The organism is Nonlabens spongiae, assembly GCF_002117125.1.
Taxonomy (GTDB): domain Bacteria; phylum Bacteroidota; class Bacteroidia; order Flavobacteriales; family Flavobacteriaceae; genus Nonlabens; species Nonlabens spongiae.
The window spans coordinates 363,121-378,773 of sequence record NZ_CP019344.1; the positions used below are offsets into that span (position 1 = coordinate 363,121).

Annotated in this window: 12 protein-coding genes; 3 read left to right on the forward strand and 9 right to left on the reverse strand. The window is 41.0% G+C overall.

Annotated elements, in window-relative coordinates; genetic code table 11:
- Positions 1–15: 15 nt before the first annotated feature.
- A complete protein-coding gene (locus BST97_RS01720; RefSeq protein ID WP_085765619.1) occupies positions 16–519 on the reverse strand; it encodes a hypothetical protein in 504 nt (167 codons plus the stop codon).
- A 507-nt stretch (positions 520–1,026) separates the two neighbouring features.
- On the opposite strand from BST97_RS01720, the gene BST97_RS01725 reads away from it, so the two are divergent.
- Positions 1,027–1,323 (forward strand): GIY-YIG nuclease family protein, encoded by a 297-nt coding sequence (locus BST97_RS01725; protein ID WP_085765620.1) that lies wholly within the window; start codon positions 1,027–1,029, stop codon positions 1,321–1,323.
- An 891-nt stretch (positions 1,324–2,214) separates the two neighbouring features.
- On the opposite strand, the gene BST97_RS01730 is transcribed toward BST97_RS01725, so the two are convergent.
- The 4 genes from BST97_RS01730 to BST97_RS01745 all read right to left on the reverse strand — a co-directional run bounded on the left by BST97_RS01730 (position 2,215) and on the right by BST97_RS01745 (position 7,307).
- Positions 2,215–3,756 carry a bifunctional GNAT family N-acetyltransferase/carbon-nitrogen hydrolase family protein gene (locus tag BST97_RS01730; RefSeq protein ID WP_085765621.1) on the reverse strand — a complete coding sequence of 514 codons (1,542 nt, stop codon included), beginning with the start codon at positions 3,754–3,756 and terminating at the stop codon, positions 2,215–2,217.
- A 226-nt stretch (positions 3,757–3,982) separates the two neighbouring features.
- Positions 3,983–4,957, reverse strand: a complete 975-nt coding sequence (locus tag BST97_RS01735; protein ID WP_085765622.1) for a deoxyhypusine synthase family protein — start codon at positions 4,955–4,957, stop codon at positions 3,983–3,985.
- Complete coding sequence (speB, locus tag BST97_RS01740; protein ID WP_085765623.1) at positions 4,947–5,879, reverse strand: agmatinase; 933 nt, start codon at positions 5,877–5,879, stop codon at positions 4,947–4,949. The genes BST97_RS01735 and speB overlap by 11 nt, the downstream gene beginning before the upstream one ends.
- Before the next feature lie 30 nt (positions 5,880–5,909).
- Positions 5,910–7,307, reverse strand: a complete 1,398-nt coding sequence (locus tag BST97_RS01745) for an arginine decarboxylase (protein WP_085765624.1) — start codon at positions 7,305–7,307, stop codon at positions 5,910–5,912.
- Between the two features lie 400 nt (positions 7,308–7,707).
- On the opposite strand from BST97_RS01745, the gene BST97_RS01750 reads away from it, so the two are divergent.
- Positions 7,708–9,594, forward strand: a complete 1,887-nt coding sequence (locus BST97_RS01750; protein ID WP_245833622.1) for a PLP-dependent aminotransferase family protein — start codon at positions 7,708–7,710, stop codon at positions 9,592–9,594.
- 10 nt (positions 9,595–9,604) lie between these two features.
- Positions 9,605–10,264, forward strand: coding sequence for a peptidoglycan DD-metalloendopeptidase family protein (locus BST97_RS01755; protein WP_085765625.1), 660 nt, complete (start codon positions 9,605–9,607; stop codon positions 10,262–10,264).
- Between the two features lie 177 nt (positions 10,265–10,441).
- Here BST97_RS01755 and BST97_RS01760 read toward each other — a convergent pair whose 3' ends face one another.
- From BST97_RS01760 to BST97_RS01775, 4 genes are all read right to left on the reverse strand, one after another.
- Positions 10,442–11,257: a DUF4349 domain-containing protein gene (locus tag BST97_RS01760; protein WP_085765626.1), complete on the reverse strand. Its 816-nt coding sequence runs from the start codon at positions 11,255–11,257 to the stop codon at positions 10,442–10,444.
- Positions 11,258–11,505: 248 nt separating this feature from the next.
- A complete protein-coding gene (locus tag BST97_RS01765) occupies positions 11,506–11,784 on the reverse strand; it encodes a hypothetical protein (protein ID WP_085765627.1) in 279 nt (92 codons plus the stop codon).
- 967 nt (positions 11,785–12,751) lie between these two features.
- Positions 12,752–13,615, reverse strand: coding sequence for a sigma-70 family RNA polymerase sigma factor (locus BST97_RS01770; RefSeq protein ID WP_085765628.1), 864 nt, complete (start codon positions 13,613–13,615; stop codon positions 12,752–12,754).
- A gap of 453 nt (positions 13,616–14,068) precedes the next feature.
- Positions 14,069–15,490, reverse strand: coding sequence for an alkaline phosphatase D family protein (locus BST97_RS01775; protein ID WP_245833624.1), 1,422 nt, complete (start codon positions 15,488–15,490; stop codon positions 14,069–14,071).
- Between the last annotated feature and the right edge of the window lie 163 nt (positions 15,491–15,653).

Below are 15,653 nucleotides of genomic sequence, written 5' to 3' on the forward strand. Positions count from 1 at the left end.
TATTTTACCAAGTGATTACTCCTCCACTTCAGGCTCTACGTCCTCAGCGAGCATTTTCTTAACGATCTCGTCGTGTTCTTGCTCCATCATCTGGTGTTCTTCCTCCATTTTGCTGTGCTCGGTTTTGAGCTGGTCATGCGTTTTTTTCATTTCCTCAATTTGAGCTTTCATTTCAACAGATGATTTCTCACCGAAGCCTTGTTTCAAATCTTTGTGTGCTGCAAAAAGCTCATCATGGCCCTCTAACATGGCTTCATGCTTTTTCAAGAGCACTTCGTGTTTTGCAACGTCAGCGAGCATGGTAGAATCTTCAACAGTCATACCTGCAAGTTCAGCCTTGAACTCGTCGTGACGTTGAGACATTGCAGAGTGTGTAGATTTGAAATTTGAATGCATCTGCTCGATGCTATCGTGTTGTTTTTGTAATTCGTCAAATTGCGCTGAAAGATCTTTTTTTTGGTCATCGCCACAGCTTAATAACATCACCGCTGAAGCAAGAGTAAATAATAGTTTTTTCATGAGTATTGTTTTTTGATCAAGTGCTAAATGTAGATAATTCTTACTTTTTGATGTGATTTGTTAGTACAATTAGCATTATGTTCACTTGAATTCATTAGGCTAGAGAATACAACTTTGTGTCAGTTCGAGTGATTTCGAGGAACGAGAAATTGCATCGAGAACGTTAGAAATCGAGATACCCAACCTTCTCGATACAAATTTATGACCTCCCTCGTCGGTCAAAAATTCACTCGAAGTGACATTTTTCAAAGTTTTGATATCTAAGTCATCATAATTGTCAGTTCGAGTGATTTTTACGAGTTGTGCGAGTAAAAATCGTATCGAGAACTTTCTAGATCGAGATATCAATACTTCTCGATACAGATTTGGGTCACTCGCCGTTCCATCATTCCGATAGCTATCGAAACCACTCGAAGTGACATCTTTACATTAACATGGTTTGTCAGTTCGAGTGATTTCGAGGTAACGAGAAATTGTATCGAGAACCTTTCAGAATTAATTATTTTTATGGTAATGATCTATTATGTTTATATTTTAAAATGTTCTGATGATACCTATTACACCGGTATCACTTCTGAACTTTGGAAACGGTTGGAAAAGCATGAATCAGGTGAATATTTCGGTAGTTATACCTCAACCCGATTACCCGTCAGTTTAGAATATTATTGTTCATTCGCAAATGTTGAGCAAGCCATAGAAACTGAGAAACGAATCAAGAAATGGTCTCAAGCCAAGAAGAAAGCTCTGATCGATGGTGAATATCATAAGCTTCCCAATTTAGCTAAGAAGAAGTTTAAGACGTAGCTGATCGCTTCTCGATATAAACTTATCCTCGCTAAACCGCTCGAATAAATTCACTCAAAGTGACATGCGCTGTCAGTTCGAGTGATTTTTACGAGTCGTGCGAGTGAAAATCGTATCGAGAACTCTCTAGATCGAGCTATCAATACTTCTCGATACAAATTTTCGGCTTCCTATGGTCAACCAAAAATTCACTCGAAGTGACATTTTTTAAAGTTCTGATATCTAAGTCAGCATAATTGTCAGTTCGAGTGATTTTTACGAGTTGTGCGAGTAAAAATCGTATTGAGAACTTTCTAGATCGAGATATCAATACTTCTCGATAAAGATTTGGGTCACTCGCCGTTCCATCATTCCGATAGCTATCGGAATCACTCGAAGTGACATCTTTACATTAACATGGTTTGTCAGTTCGAGTGATTTCGAGGTAACGAGAAATTGTATCGAGAACGTTAGAAATCGAGATGTCCGAACTTCTCGATACAAATTTATGACCTCCTTCGTCGGTCAAAAATTCACTCGAAGTGACATTTTTTAAAGTTCTGATATCTAAGTCAGCATAATTGTCAGTTCGAGTGATTTTTACGAGTTGTGCGAGTAAAAATCGTATCGAGAATTTTTAGATCGAGATATCAATACTTCTCGATACAGATTTGGGTCACTCGCCGTTCCATCATTCCGATAGCTATTGGAACCACTCGAAGTGACCTCTGCATTTTAACAAAGTCTGTCAGTTCGAGTGATTTCGAGGCAACGAGAAATTGTATCGAGAACATTAGAAATCGAGAAGCTCAAACTTCTCGATACAGATTTTACGTCTCCTAGCGTCGATATAAAATCCACTCGAAGTGACAAGCCTCAAAGTGGAATGACTCAAATTGACAAAACTCCGAACTACATCTTTCTTAGATCATAAAGATCTGTCCTACGATCTTTAAGGTTTTTAACTGACCCGTAATTATGCAATTCCTTTAATAGATCCAGATCAACATCTGCCACGAGGATCATTTCTGTGTTTGCGGTAGCCTCTGCTTTAATACCGTTTGATGGGAAAGCAAAATCACAAGGGGTAAACACCGCACTCTGCGCATAGCTAATGTCCATATTTTCTACCTGGGGTAGATTACCTATACTTCCGGCTATCGCAACATAACACTCATTTTCTACTGCTCGTGCCTGAGAGCATAAACGAACTCTCGCGTAAGCATTTTGAGTATCGGTAAAAAATGGAACAAAAAGCATGGTCATACCTTCTTGTGCCAGCATTCTCGACAATTCAGGAAATTCACTATCGTAGCAGATCAAGATTCCTATTTTCCCGCAGTCTGTATCAAAGGTTCTTATGGTGTCGCCACCTTTCAACCCCCAAACTTTTTCCTCGTCAGGTGTGACATGGATTTTCTCGTACCGATCTATACTTCCATCCCGATGACACAAATTGCCTATGTTGTACAACTGCCCATCTATAATCTCTGGCATGGAGCCGGTGACAATATTGATATTGTATTGAATAGCAAGCTCTGAAAACCGTTCCCTGATCTGTACCGTGTACTTTGCCAGCGATCGTATGGCATCAGGCACCGACTGATCGTTATAAGCAGCCATCAGAGGTGCATTGAAATATTCTGGAAACAGGGCAAAGTCGGCATGATAGGCAGCGAGCGAGTCCACAAAATATTCCGCTTGCTGCATGAGCTCATCAAAATTTTTGTAGGGGCGCATCTGCCATTGTACCAGTCCTAAACGCACGGTGCTTTTACGCGTAATGGTGCTTTCCTCGACCTTGGTATAATAGATATTATCCCACTCGAGCAACACGGCATATTCCTGAGATTGCTTATCGCCATCCAGATAGTTTTTCAGCACGCGTGATACGTGAAAATCATTGGAAAGCTGAAAATTGAGCACAGGATCGCTGATTTCTCGGTGCTTGACTTTTTCTATGTATTCTTTGGGTGTCATCGCTTTCGCGAAAGCGTGATAACCAGGAATCCTCCCGCCAAATGCGATACCTCTCAAATTTAATTTCTCGCACAATTCCTTGCGGTAATCGTACAAACGGCGACCCAGTCGCATACCGCGATACTCAGGACGTATAAAAATCTCGATTCCGTAAAGCACGTCGCCCTTAGCATCGTGTGTGGTAAACTGAAAATTGCCGGTTACTTGCTCGTAGGTATACTGGCCGCTAAAGTCCTCATAATTCACGATGATGGAGAGTGAACCAGCCACGACCACGTCGTTAACTTTGAGCACCACTTGTCCCTCAGGAAACTTTTTGCAAAGTTTATTTAGTTCTGATTTGAGCCAATAATTATCTTTCTGATCAGGATAGGAGGCGATCATGGCTTCCTTGAACTCCTCATAATCAGCTTCGGTGAGGTATTCAATCGACAGGTTGTCGATCTTTTCTACAGTCTCCTTAATTTCAGACATATTCTAGTTATCAGCAATTTAATTTGTTTGATTCAGTTTAAATAACAGTTTCAAGTACGCAATTACAGTTTTCAGTGTTCAGTAGCGGTATGCAGTATCAGTATACTCTGTCTTTTCTCAATAATTACTTTCCTTAAATTCAATAAAAGAACTGCAAACTGCGAATGCCAACTGCCACTTTTATGAAAACTGCCTACTGCGCCTGCTTACTGCAACTTGCTACCGGTCACATTTCTAATAGGTAAGCAAAAACCAATGGCGCTACGATCGTCGCGTCGCTCTCGATAATGAATTTGGGCGTTTTGATATCCAGTTTACCCCAGGTGATTTTTTCATTGGGAACCGCTCCTGAATAAGATCCATAACTGGTTGTAGAATCGCTGATCTGGCAGAAGTAATTCCAAAATGGTGTATCTGTACGTTCCATATCTTGATAGAGCATAGGCACGACGCAGATCGGGAAATCTCCTGCTATTCCACCGCCGATTTGAAAGAAACCTATGCCGTTCTCGCTGTTATCGGTGTACCAGTCGGCAAGGAAGGTCATGTACTCAATACCCGATTTTACCGTACTCGCTTTAAGCTCGCCTTTCAAAACATAGCTGGCAAAAATATTTCCCATGGTAGAATCTTCCCAACCAGGAACGACCATAGGCAAGTTTGCTTTCGCGGCAGCATACATCCAGCTGTTTTTAATGTCGATCTCGTAGTATTCTTCCAGTACGCCTGACAGCAGCATTTTATACATGAATTCATGAGGGAAATAGCGCTCACCAGCTTCCTCTGCTTCTTTCCAAAGCTTGAAAATATGCTCCTGTAAACGACGGAATGCCTCTTCTTCAGGAATACAAGTATCGGTTACTCGGTTCAATCCTTTTTCAAGCAGTTCCCATTCCTCTTGCGGAGTCAAATCACGGTAGTTAGGAATGCGTTTATAGTGCGAGTGTGCCACGAGGTTCATGACATCTTCTTCTAGGTTAGCTCCTGTACAAGAAACGATATGTACTTTATCCTGACGTATCATCTCGGCAAATATCTTCCCAAGTTCCGCGGTACTCATAGCGCCTGCTAGGGAAACCAGCATCTTACCGCCATCAGCGAGTTGTTTTTCATAACCTTTTGCAGCGTCAACCAGACTGGCTGCGTTGAAATGCAAAAAGTATTTTTCAATAAAGTCAGTAATAGGTTTGTTAGTAGTCATCTTCTTCAAAGTTATTTTTCTGTTTGGATTTTGATTTTGTTTGGTCGTCCTCGTCTATTTCTATTTCCTGATCTAGAAATTTGTAGCTAAGCATTTTGTAATACAATTTTGCCGCAGTAAAGGCAGATGATTTGTAATCGCCTACTGGACATAATTCCACGATGTCAAAACCTACTACGTTGCGCTCCTCAAAAACGCGCTTCAAAAATTCCAGCGTCTCGTACCATTGCAAACCGCCCGGTTCTGGAGTTCCTGTCGCTGGTAAAATGGATGGGTCAAAAGCGTCTAAATCAAATGTGATGTAGACATCATCTGTCATCATATCTATTGCAGAATCCATCCAGTTGTCATCAATGGCAATTTCATGAGCCATAAAAACCTGATCGCGGTTCATCACTGTCGTTTCTTTCACATCCATGCTGCGTATCCCTACCTGAATCAAATTTGTGGTTTCATTTGCTTCATAAAGCGCGCACGCATGATTGTAAGAAGTTCCTAGATAGCTCTTGCGCAAGTCTGCATGAGCGTCGATCTGCAAAACGGTAAGATCATCATAATGCGCGTTCATAGCGCGTATCGCACCTATGGAAACACTGTGTTCTCCACCTACCATGGTCACAAATTTCTTGCGCTCGAGATAAGTTTTATAAGCCTCTTCCACGGCGTTCACCACGTCTTCAGGATCAGTTTGAACAGCAATTTCTTCGGTTAAATGAATGCCTACTTTATACACTTCGCTATCGGTCTCGATGTCGTAGAGTTCCATGTTTTCTGCGGCTTCAAGAAAGGCTTCTGGACCTTTATCTGCTCCTTTGCCCCAGGTGCTGGTTCCGTCGTAGGGTACTGGTATGAGTACCGCTTTCGCGAAAGCGAGACCCGCATACTCTTGCTCGATACCAGCAAAAGTTTTTTGATTTTTCATGATAAATGAAAGGTTTTAATTGATGTAAAATTATTGGTAGCCCAGCAGTTGCATGAACTGGTCTGAGGTTTGTTGAGGTCTAAAAATGCGCGTGGTGATATTGCCATCTGCATCGCGGTCTATCAAAAGATGTTTGGGCTGTGGAATCAGGCAATGCTGCAAACCACCGTAACCACCTATGGTTTCTTGGTACGCTCCCGTATTGAAAAAACCGATGTACAGTGGTTTCTCCTTTCTGTATTTAGGGAGGTAGATCGCATTCATGTGTTGCTCGCTGTTGTAATAATCGTCGCTGTCACAAGTTAATCCACCCAGCAAAACGCGCTCGTACTCATCTTTCCAGCGATTGATCGCCAGCATGATGAAGCGCTTGCTGATCGCCCAGGTATCGGGTAGGGTAGTGATGAACGAGGAGTTGATCATATTCCACTTTTCCCGATCGTTTTGTTGCTTTTGATAAAGGATTTCATAGATCGCTCCACCGCTTTCCCCCACGGTAAAACTGCCGAATTCCGTAAAAAGATTAGGAGGATCGACCTCTGCCTCTTCACAAGCGTTTTTGATTTGCAAGACGATTTCAGATACCATGTACTGATAATCATAGTCAAAAACCAATGAATTCTTTATAGGGAAACCGCCTCCTATGTTTAAGCTATCTAAACTTGGACAAACTTTTTTGAGAGCGATGTACACTTTAAGGCACTTCATCAACTCATTCCAGTAATAGGCAGTATCGCGTATACCTGTATTGATAAAGAAATGAAGCATCTTGAGCTTTACCTGTGGATTATCGGCTATCTGAGCCTTATAGAAAGGAACAATATTTTTGTACCCTATTCCCAAGCGAGAAGTGTAGAATTCAAACTTGGGTTCTTCCTCACTAGCGATTCTTATTCCTATGTTAAAGTCTTCATTTATAGATTCCTGCAACAGATTCAACTCTTCATAGTTATCTATGATAGGAATGCACTTCTCATGTCCACCATTGATAAGGCTTGCAATATTCTGCACATATTGATCGCGCTTGAAACCATTTGAAATGATAAAGGTGTCTCGATCAATTAATTTTTCCTTTAAAAGATTCTGAACGATATTAATATCAAAAGCGCTACTGGTCTCTATGTGAATTCCGTTTTTGACAGCCTCTTTCAGTACATGCTTAAAGTGCGAACTTTTTGTGCAGTAACAATAATTATAACTCGCAGGATAGCTGTGCTCCTGAATGGCATTTTTAAACCAGCCTTGGGCACGCTGAATATTCTCTGAGATTTTAGGCAGGTAGGTAAATTTGAGCGGTGCTCCATATTCCTTAACCAGTTCCATGAGATCTACTCCATGAAACTCTAACTCGTTGTTGCTGTTTAGGGAAAATTCCTCTTGTGGGAATTCATAGGTTTGATCGATAAGATCAAAGTATTTTGTTTTCATTCTTTGGATTAGAAGTTCAAAGGAAATAAATGTAAGAAGTTGAACAGATCATGTATGATAAGTTCATCTTAAATCTGAATGAAAACGAGTTTGCGTAGCAGTTGAAACTACCGCCCACGCTAGAAAGTGAAGTCGCGTTGATCAATCGGTTGCCTGTTCCCAGGATAGCTTGACGGATGGACTTCAAAGATTCCGCAAGCCCGACTGCATGAAAGAGTTTCAACTAAATAATACTACGAGATGATACTCGTTTTGACGCGCCAATATTAAACTATCAAATGTTATGGAAACGTTAAATATTTAGAGCGGTTATTGTATCATTAGATAAGCCAATCAGCCATAAACTATTTACATTTCGCAGGTTCGGTGAACGAGTCATCCTTTCCTATTTTTGTTCCTCATGAAAGATGCTATGCAAAAAGAATCCCTTTTCAAATTTATAGATAACGTACTCCAGAATATGCCTCAAGGCTGGCGAGATATTACCACGCACAGGCTAGATATTTATAATGAGTCACTCGCAAAAAGTGAGTTCTTATCTCAATTTGAAGATTTATATCAAAACAATGAGACCAGTACTGAAGCTTTACAAAAGCTCCCTACGGCATACGATTACATCAGACTCGGGCATCAGCTTTCCAGTATTCTCGAGTGGATGCTCGGCAAGTATCTGGATTTAGGTTCAGATCAGGTAATTTCCTTTGCATCGCAAATAACGCCCATACTTGCTATTCTACGCGCCAATCATTTTAAGAAGACCGCGACACGCTTGGTCTACAGCGACAGTTTGCCTAATTGTTTTGATGTTGAGAATGTAAGAACAGTTTACGGATATGATTTTGAGGTGATGTCTAAATCTGAGCACGATGCAGATCAAGACTATGAAGGTGTGACTGTTACGCTTTCGCGATGGTCGCTGAGCGGAGTCGAAGTGAAGCGAGACCACAACAATCTCCCTGAACATAATGAAGCTGACTTTACCGTTTTTGATTATGGCGATCTAGGTAGTGTGCTCACCGTAAACAAGTCCCTGCACGCCGATTATATTTCTGAAATCCAGCATGTGCGACGTAGAGAAACGGTAGCCATGACGCCGCATGACAGCCTCAATCTGCTACAGGCCATTGTCAATGGACAATCAGCAAAACCTGTAGATTACGATCAATTACAAATTGACAAATCTAAAGTTATCGACTGCCTTCAATCTATAGTAGGAGTAGATACTGAACCTTTGCTAGGATCCAGTGGTCTATCAATTCAGTATGCGATTATGATGGGGCTGGTAGAAGATGCACAGACTCGCTATAAAGGAAAGCCTATTAAATTTATCGTACCACCCAACTGTTACGGTGGGACCAATGATCAGGCTAGGAGAGTGGCGGCATGCCTTGATAATGTTGAAATAGTCGACCTTCCTGTAGATCAGGAAAATGATATGGTGAGCAGTCTGCAACGCATTCTGGGCGAACTGGCAAACGAAGACGCCATACCTTACATCATTGCCGAGATTCCTACAAATCCACGAGTGGAGGTACCAGAATTAGATGCACTGGAGGCTGTACTTACTAAAAAACGTTTCACCGCAACAGATGAAGAGGCTGTTCCTCCAGTTTTCATCTTGGATCAAACCTTTTGCCCTAATGTTCAATTTATGGTAAAAGGTGAGGTGCTCTCTGAAGTACGCACTATCGTTTATGCCAGCGGTTCTAAATTCCCCAGTGGTGGGAAATGCACAGCGGGATACTGCATCACTAACGAGGTAGCTCAAGAATTAACTCCAGTACTTAAAAAACATTTAGAGTTGTGTGATAACGAGGCCACGGCGTTTCAATACCATGTCCTTGCCGAGCAATTGCCATCCATGAACGATCGCATAGCAGCTGCTTACGATAACACTAGAGAGTTTGTAAACTTTATTGAGGACATACTTCCAGAAGCCAAAATCAATTTTGTCTCAGAAGAGCTGGCGGCGAGAGGTTTCACCCCTTCTGTATTTTCCATGGATTTGCCCACAAAGGGAGATACACCAGAGGAGCGCGAGAGCTACAAAAGAGAACTCAATCTCAAATTGATCCATATGATGATCAATGAGATTCCTGAAGAAAGTAAGTTTTGTGTGAGCTACGGTCAGCTTAAAGGAGTGTACTGGACTGTTCCAGCTACTTCTACTCAAGGAACCACAAAAGAATCTGATAAGGATTACATCGTGCGCGCCTCATTTTCCCCAGACTTGGATATGGATAAGCACAAAGAGGTTTTTAGAGAATTCGTGAAATTGATCAAATAGTAGAAGATTCATGTTCAAGGAATTTCTTGTTCAGAATAATATCGTTCCCGCTCCAGTTATGGATTTGAGCGGGAAGAAGTTGATCAAACTAGACTTAAGCAAGCACAATCAAGAACTGGCTCAGCTGGATTTGAATGATGAGTCTGCTTTTTCAAGATTTATCTCAGACCAGCTTAAAGATGATGAAATAGGTTACGGCGGTTATGGAGAGGAGCGCTCATTGTACAGTCGTAGCGACTTGTTCTCAAGCGAGGAGCCGCGCACGATTCATTTAGGATTGGATCTTTGGACAGAGGCAGGGACTTCTGTTTTTGCGCCTTTGGACGGTAAAATTCATTCTTTCAACAACCTGGCAGTTCACGGCGATTACGGACCTGTGATTATTTTAGAACATCAAATTGAGAACCGAGTTTTTTATAGTCTCTATGGCCATCTTTCCGTCAAGTCACTAGAGAATAAAAAAGTAGGTCAAGAGGTTAAAGAAGGTCAAGAATTCGCTTGGCTGGGGGGCTATCATGAAAATTTTCACTGGCCGCCGCACCTGCACTTTCAACTCATGTTGGATTTGCAAGGGAAGACTGGTGATTATTCTGGGGTTTGTAGAAAGTCCGAAAGTTCTGCTTATCTGGAGAATTGTCCTGATCCTGCACTTTTACTGATTGAACAATAGGCTTTAATGTCAGAGATCTGATATTTGTTGTCCAGTTTCACTTCGCCTCCGCCCAGCGACTGGTGAGAAAGCGAAAACATTCCTTACATAATTATTTATATTAACGATTCCAATTAGCTCGCGAAGCCTTTTCCCTAAAGTAATTAAGTGATCGCATATAATTTACAGGATAAGAATTTATTTTGATTTTTTACGTCTTAACCATTTACGTCTCCACATTAACAATCCTATTGCAATTAAAATTAAAGGCCATACCTTAACTAATAATAAGAATATTTCAATTACGATTTCCCAACCTACTTGTAACGATTCTTTGAGTTCTGTGAAAAAACCTTTCTCAAAAGTTTCGGGTTCTTCTGTGAAATCAACTTTTTGATAGATCTCAAGATTTATAGTGCTCTGACTTACCTGATCTTGCAGATATCTTAGACGGCCTTCTTTGGCTTCAATCTCTTCAGTTATTTTTCTGATAGCGTCTTCTGCAGCAATGACATCTTTTATTTCTCCTGATCGATTGCGTAGTATATCGATGTATCGCTCTCTGACTTCTTTTTTGGTTTTCAATCTACTTTCTACGTCAACAAATTCTTCTGTGACATCATTTGAGCGAATTTCAAAACGACGCATAAAGGTTGAAGTGCCCTTGATGTCATTAATCAACTTATTGAAATTTTTATCATCTACTCTTATAGTTATGCGGTTCATGACCTCATAATTGGAACTTGTGAGGTCCATATGTGATATAAAAGCTCCATATTTTGAACAGAGTTGTGAGATATTTTGGGTGGCGTCATCAACATCATCAACCTGAAACTCTAGATTTGCATTCCAGATAATTTTTCTATTTGCTGGAGCTTGAGGTTTTTCGACGTTGTAATTAGAAGCTGGGGTAGCTTGATTAGCCACTGCAAAAGATTCAGAGAAATTGTCCCGATCCGCTTCGCAAGAAAGTAGGGAGATTAAAACTATAAGAAGTAAACCATAACTTTTCATATCAAATTGCTTAGATGTAGTAAATCATTATAACTATTAACGTAAAATTCTTCATTTTATGCTGAAACAGAGTGAACTGCTTGCATAGACTCAATGAACACCATGTTTTGTACCAAAGATTGACAAGATGATATTTCTAAGATCTATTACGCTTTCGCGAAAGCGAGAACAACATCAACAGTCTTGAGATACGACGAAAGTTCAATCAAATGGGAATGGGAATTTTCTTGAATATTTCAAATTCTGTATCAGCTCTTGTAGAATAAGGCAAAAAGTCCGAGAATCGGCCCGATTGCGAGAAATGTAAATAGAAGGGTTACATCTATATAATCCATCATCAAATTGATGATCTGGATGCTAACTATAGAAATTGTAAAACCTATACAGTTTACAAGTGTTAAAGCAGCTCCACGGATTTCTGGTAAGGCGCTTTGAGCTACCTGAGTAGACAATAATGGTGAATCTGCAGTCACGGCCATTCCCCATAACATCAAAAAACCTAGAAAAATGATTTGATAATCTGTCATGAAAAGTACTGGTGAGAGCAAACAGCAAATCCCACTAGTTTCTCGGAGAGTCTGCCATAAATGCCCCAAACCGCTCCTAATATCAAAGCTCCTGAGACGATGAGTATTACGATAAAGGTAGTCATATCAAGCAGATTTTTGTAAGGCTATGATGATGGATTCAAAAAATAGACAATCTCAGTTCCTTTTAAAAATGTAGATTATTATTCCTGTAACAAAGAATCCGGCTTCAGAAATTTGACCTATGATTGGATCTGCCCAGTGAAGTATTGTCATTATTGAGCTAATCATTATCAGAAGAACGCCTAATATTATTAAAAGGAATGAATGCTAAAGCCCTCATGTCCCACTAAAGTACTAATTTTAAGTATGGACACATTTAGTCTAATTTTCGCGAAAGCGAGAACATCCCGCTCGCTACTTTTCAAGAAACAATATAACTTGAAAGCTAAATCCTGTTACGATTTGGCCATAGCTCCTTTTATAAATTGGATTCCACCAAACACGATAGCACCCCAAAATATATAACCCAGATCAGCCACGGTTGCAAAACACCGCCCAGACACCAGGCGTCGCCTAACAGCATGTCTCTGGTACTGCTATTACTGCCTTCCTCTGCGGCCATGTCATAAACCACGCCGTTCTTCTTATTCTAAATGAAGTCCTGAGGTGGGCGGCTCGCTGTGGTTTCATGCCTTTTTGAGTAAGTATGGCGTGAGCCTCCTCAGAAGTTTTATTTTGTTCCACGATTAAATCAGAGGCAACTTAGTAGTACTGGTCCGCAGTGAGAAGAGGTTGGGTAGTGAGATTAGGCTCTATAGAATGGTAAGATTGATTAAAAAGATCTGTTGTATATAGGCCGTTCAGCTATGACGTGAACAACCTCTAGACGCATGGAGCTGGATTCTGCTCAAAAAAAATCCCCTCACCAAGTAGATGAGGGGATCAAAAAAATAGGGAGATTTAATTATCCCAAATATGATTTCAAAATTTTGCTGCGTGAATTTTGACGCAGTCTCTTGATACCTTTTTCCTTGATCTGGCGCACGCGCTCGCGGGTCAGGTCAAATGTTTCTCCTATCTCTTCAAGACTCATGGGTTGTTGATTCCCGATACCGAAATAAAGCGAAATAACATCTGCTTCTTTCTGGCTTAAGGTCTCTAGTGCGCGGGTGATCTCTAAGGTGAGCGACTCGTGCATCAAATCACGGTCTGGATTAGGTGATTCACCACTACGTACAACATCATAGAGGTTTGAAGTTTCCCCTTCTTTAAGCGGTGCATCCATGGACACGTGGCGACCTGCATTTTTAAGGGATTGTTTCACGTCGCTTACGGTCATGTCCAGCTCCTTTGCAAGTTCTTCTGGTGATGGTGGACGCTCATGTAATTGTTCAAGGTGTGAAAAAGCCTTGTTGATCTTGTTGATCGAACCGATTTTGTTCAACGGTAGTCGCACGATACGTGACTGCTCTGCTAGTGCTTGGAGAATCGACTGGCGTATCCACCATACCGCGTAGGATATGAATTTGAATCCGCGAGTTTCATCAAATCTTTTTGCAGCCTTTACAAGTCCGGCGTTTCCTTCGTTGATGAGATCGGGTAATTTAAGCCCTTGATTCTGGTACTGCTTAGCTACAGAAACCACAAAACGTAAGTTTGCTGTCGTTAAACGCTCCAGGGCCCTCTGATCACCTTTTTTGATACGCTGTGCGAGCTCCACTTCTTCTTCGGCTGTAATCAAGTCGATTTTTGAAATGTCCTGTAGATACTTGTCCAGCGATTTAGATTCCCTATTGGTAACCTGCTTGGTGATTTTGAGTTGTCTCATTGAATGAATTAAGATTAATAATAAAACTGCCAGCTTTTGACAGCATTTTACTGTAGCAAAAATTATACCATACAGGCTGTGTCAGGTGAGTCTGTAAGATTCATTTTTGCCACCTTATATTAGTCGTATTTTTCTCCAGATGTTACAAGCAAATGTTTGTTTTACAAGTTGAAGGTTAAACAAAAAAACCTGAACCACTGTAAACACTACTCTTACGTTACAGCAAAAATTTTTAAAAAAAATCAAATTATTGTTTTGCCTTACGTATAAGAATGCATTACGAAGATGTTAAAAGCTGATATCTTAATCTATGTTAAAGTTTTCGTTTCATTATTTCTCTGACATTCCGTCTATTCAATCTAGGTCTCTGGATAAGCTGCCAGGCTATGCTCTGTCATGAAGTATCTTCAAAACTCACTCGATTCCTGTCAGTAAATAGATCGTTTCCTAGAGTTAATATCTCAACTCGCTGGCTTTGACTTGATAATCAAATTGTTTTTGTCCCTGACTATCATAAATCGTGAGTTTCAATTGCCGATTCTTACGATCACCAGTAACGTTCAAAATACCAAAGTTATGCTCATAAAACGTCTTGCCCTCTACTTGAAAACTGTTCCCTTCATCTCTTGCAGCATGTGTACCCGCAGTAAGTGGAGAGCAGGTAATGTCGATGAGTGGGTAGGCATTCTCACGCTCCATACGTGAGATCTCCGTGTGATGTCGGTCTCCACTTAAGAAGATCACACCAGAAATGCGCTCCTCGTGCAATCTTTTAAGCAATTTTTCCCTTTCGCCGGGATAGGTCGCATAGTTCTCATATTTTGCGGCATCGCTCACGATCTGTCCACCAGCAACCACGATTTTAAAACTGGCTCTGCTCGCCGTGAGTGCGTCGATCAACCAGTCCAGTTGTTCTTTGCCAAAGTAGGCCTTGTCCCTGTCACGAGATCGGTTAGGTGCACGATGGTAGCGATCATCGAGCATAAAGAACTCCACATCTGCCGTGGCAAAATGGCTTGTGATACCGCCTTTGCCTGTTGCATTTGTATTGAAATTTCCCCAGTAGGTATTAAAAATACGTTCTGAGATCTTTTTGTTTACATAACTACGGTCGCTATCATTAGGTCCATAATCATGGTCATCCCAGATGGCATAATTGTGAACACTTGCCAGTAAAGCTTGCATTTCTGGAAGTGAGCGTGTATGACGGTAGCGATGCTCGATGCCGGTTTCGGTCAGGAAATCTGGTGTGCGTAGATACATATTATCGCCCATCCATAACATCATATCGGGATCTTGTTCCAGAATTGAGTTGAAAATTTCATATCCCCCACCATAAGGTTCAGGCCGGTCGTCGCGCTCCTCATTTATAAAAGAACAGCTTCCTATAGCGATACTGAGCGCTGGTGGCTCGGTGCGGTATTGCCACAATTCTTGGGTTTGAAACTCAGTTTTGTAGGGAAATTCCAGTTTCTCATCGTTGATATAAACATCATATTGATACGTAGTGCCGTATTCCAAATCAGTAGGGAAGAGCTTTGCGATGTGATAATCTTCTTGAGTTGTAGTGACCTGCTGCGTGTATCTTTCGTCTATTCCTTTTGAACGGTAGGCGATTTTAACTCGAGCACTTTCAGTGGTTTGCACCCAGATCAATAGCTCCCTGAATCCAGAATAGCCCAGCATGGGACCGGCTTGTAAGAGATCTGTTGCGGTTTTGGAAACGGGTATATCTTCTGCGTAAACAGGTCCTTTTACTTGAATGACAGAAGTTATTTCGCTGTCGTTTGATTTGGAAAGTGGGTGAGATGTTTCCGCTTTCGCGAAAGCGTAACTCATCAATAGCATCACCATCAATTTCAATCTTAGAATCATATCATCTGGAATTTGCGCTAAAAATAGGAGCTAAATATAGGAGTTAGACCTATGCAATGTTTAAGCAATTGTTATTTCAGAAGTAAGAGTTTATTAATTACTATTGAGATTGATTTGCATGTATGAACGCGCTTAAAACCTACCAGTATTTAGTATACTTGTA

Coding starts and splice junctions, on each gene's coding strand:
- BST97_RS01725 (WP_085765620.1), top strand. CDS start 1,027: ATGGTAATGATCTATTATGTTTATATTTTAAAATGTTCTGATGATACC.
- speB (WP_085765623.1), bottom strand. CDS start 5,879: ATGAAAAATCAAAAAACTTTTGCTGGTATCGAGCAAGAGTATGCGGGT.
- BST97_RS01775 (WP_245833624.1), bottom strand. CDS start 15,490: ATGATTCTAAGATTGAAATTGATGGTGATGCTATTGATGAGTTACGCT.
- BST97_RS01760 (WP_085765626.1), bottom strand. CDS start 11,257: ATGAAAAGTTATGGTTTACTTCTTATAGTTTTAATCTCCCTACTTTCT.
- BST97_RS01735 (WP_085765622.1), bottom strand. CDS start 4,957: ATGACTACTAACAAACCTATTACTGACTTTATTGAAAAATACTTTTTG.
- BST97_RS01720 (WP_085765619.1), bottom strand. CDS start 519: ATGAAAAAACTATTATTTACTCTTGCTTCAGCGGTGATGTTATTAAGC.
- BST97_RS01730 (WP_085765621.1), bottom strand. CDS start 3,756: ATGTCTGAAATTAAGGAGACTGTAGAAAAGATCGACAACCTGTCGATT.
- BST97_RS01750 (WP_245833622.1), top strand. CDS start 7,708: ATGAAAGATGCTATGCAAAAAGAATCCCTTTTCAAATTTATAGATAAC.
- BST97_RS01745 (WP_085765624.1), bottom strand. CDS start 7,307: ATGAAAACAAAATACTTTGATCTTATCGATCAAACCTATGAATTCCCA.
- BST97_RS01765 (WP_085765627.1), bottom strand. CDS start 11,784: ATGACAGATTATCAAATCATTTTTCTAGGTTTTTTGATGTTATGGGGA.
- BST97_RS01755 (WP_085765625.1), top strand. CDS start 9,605: ATGTTCAAGGAATTTCTTGTTCAGAATAATATCGTTCCCGCTCCAGTT.
- BST97_RS01770 (WP_085765628.1), bottom strand. CDS start 13,615: ATGAGACAACTCAAAATCACCAAGCAGGTTACCAATAGGGAATCTAAA.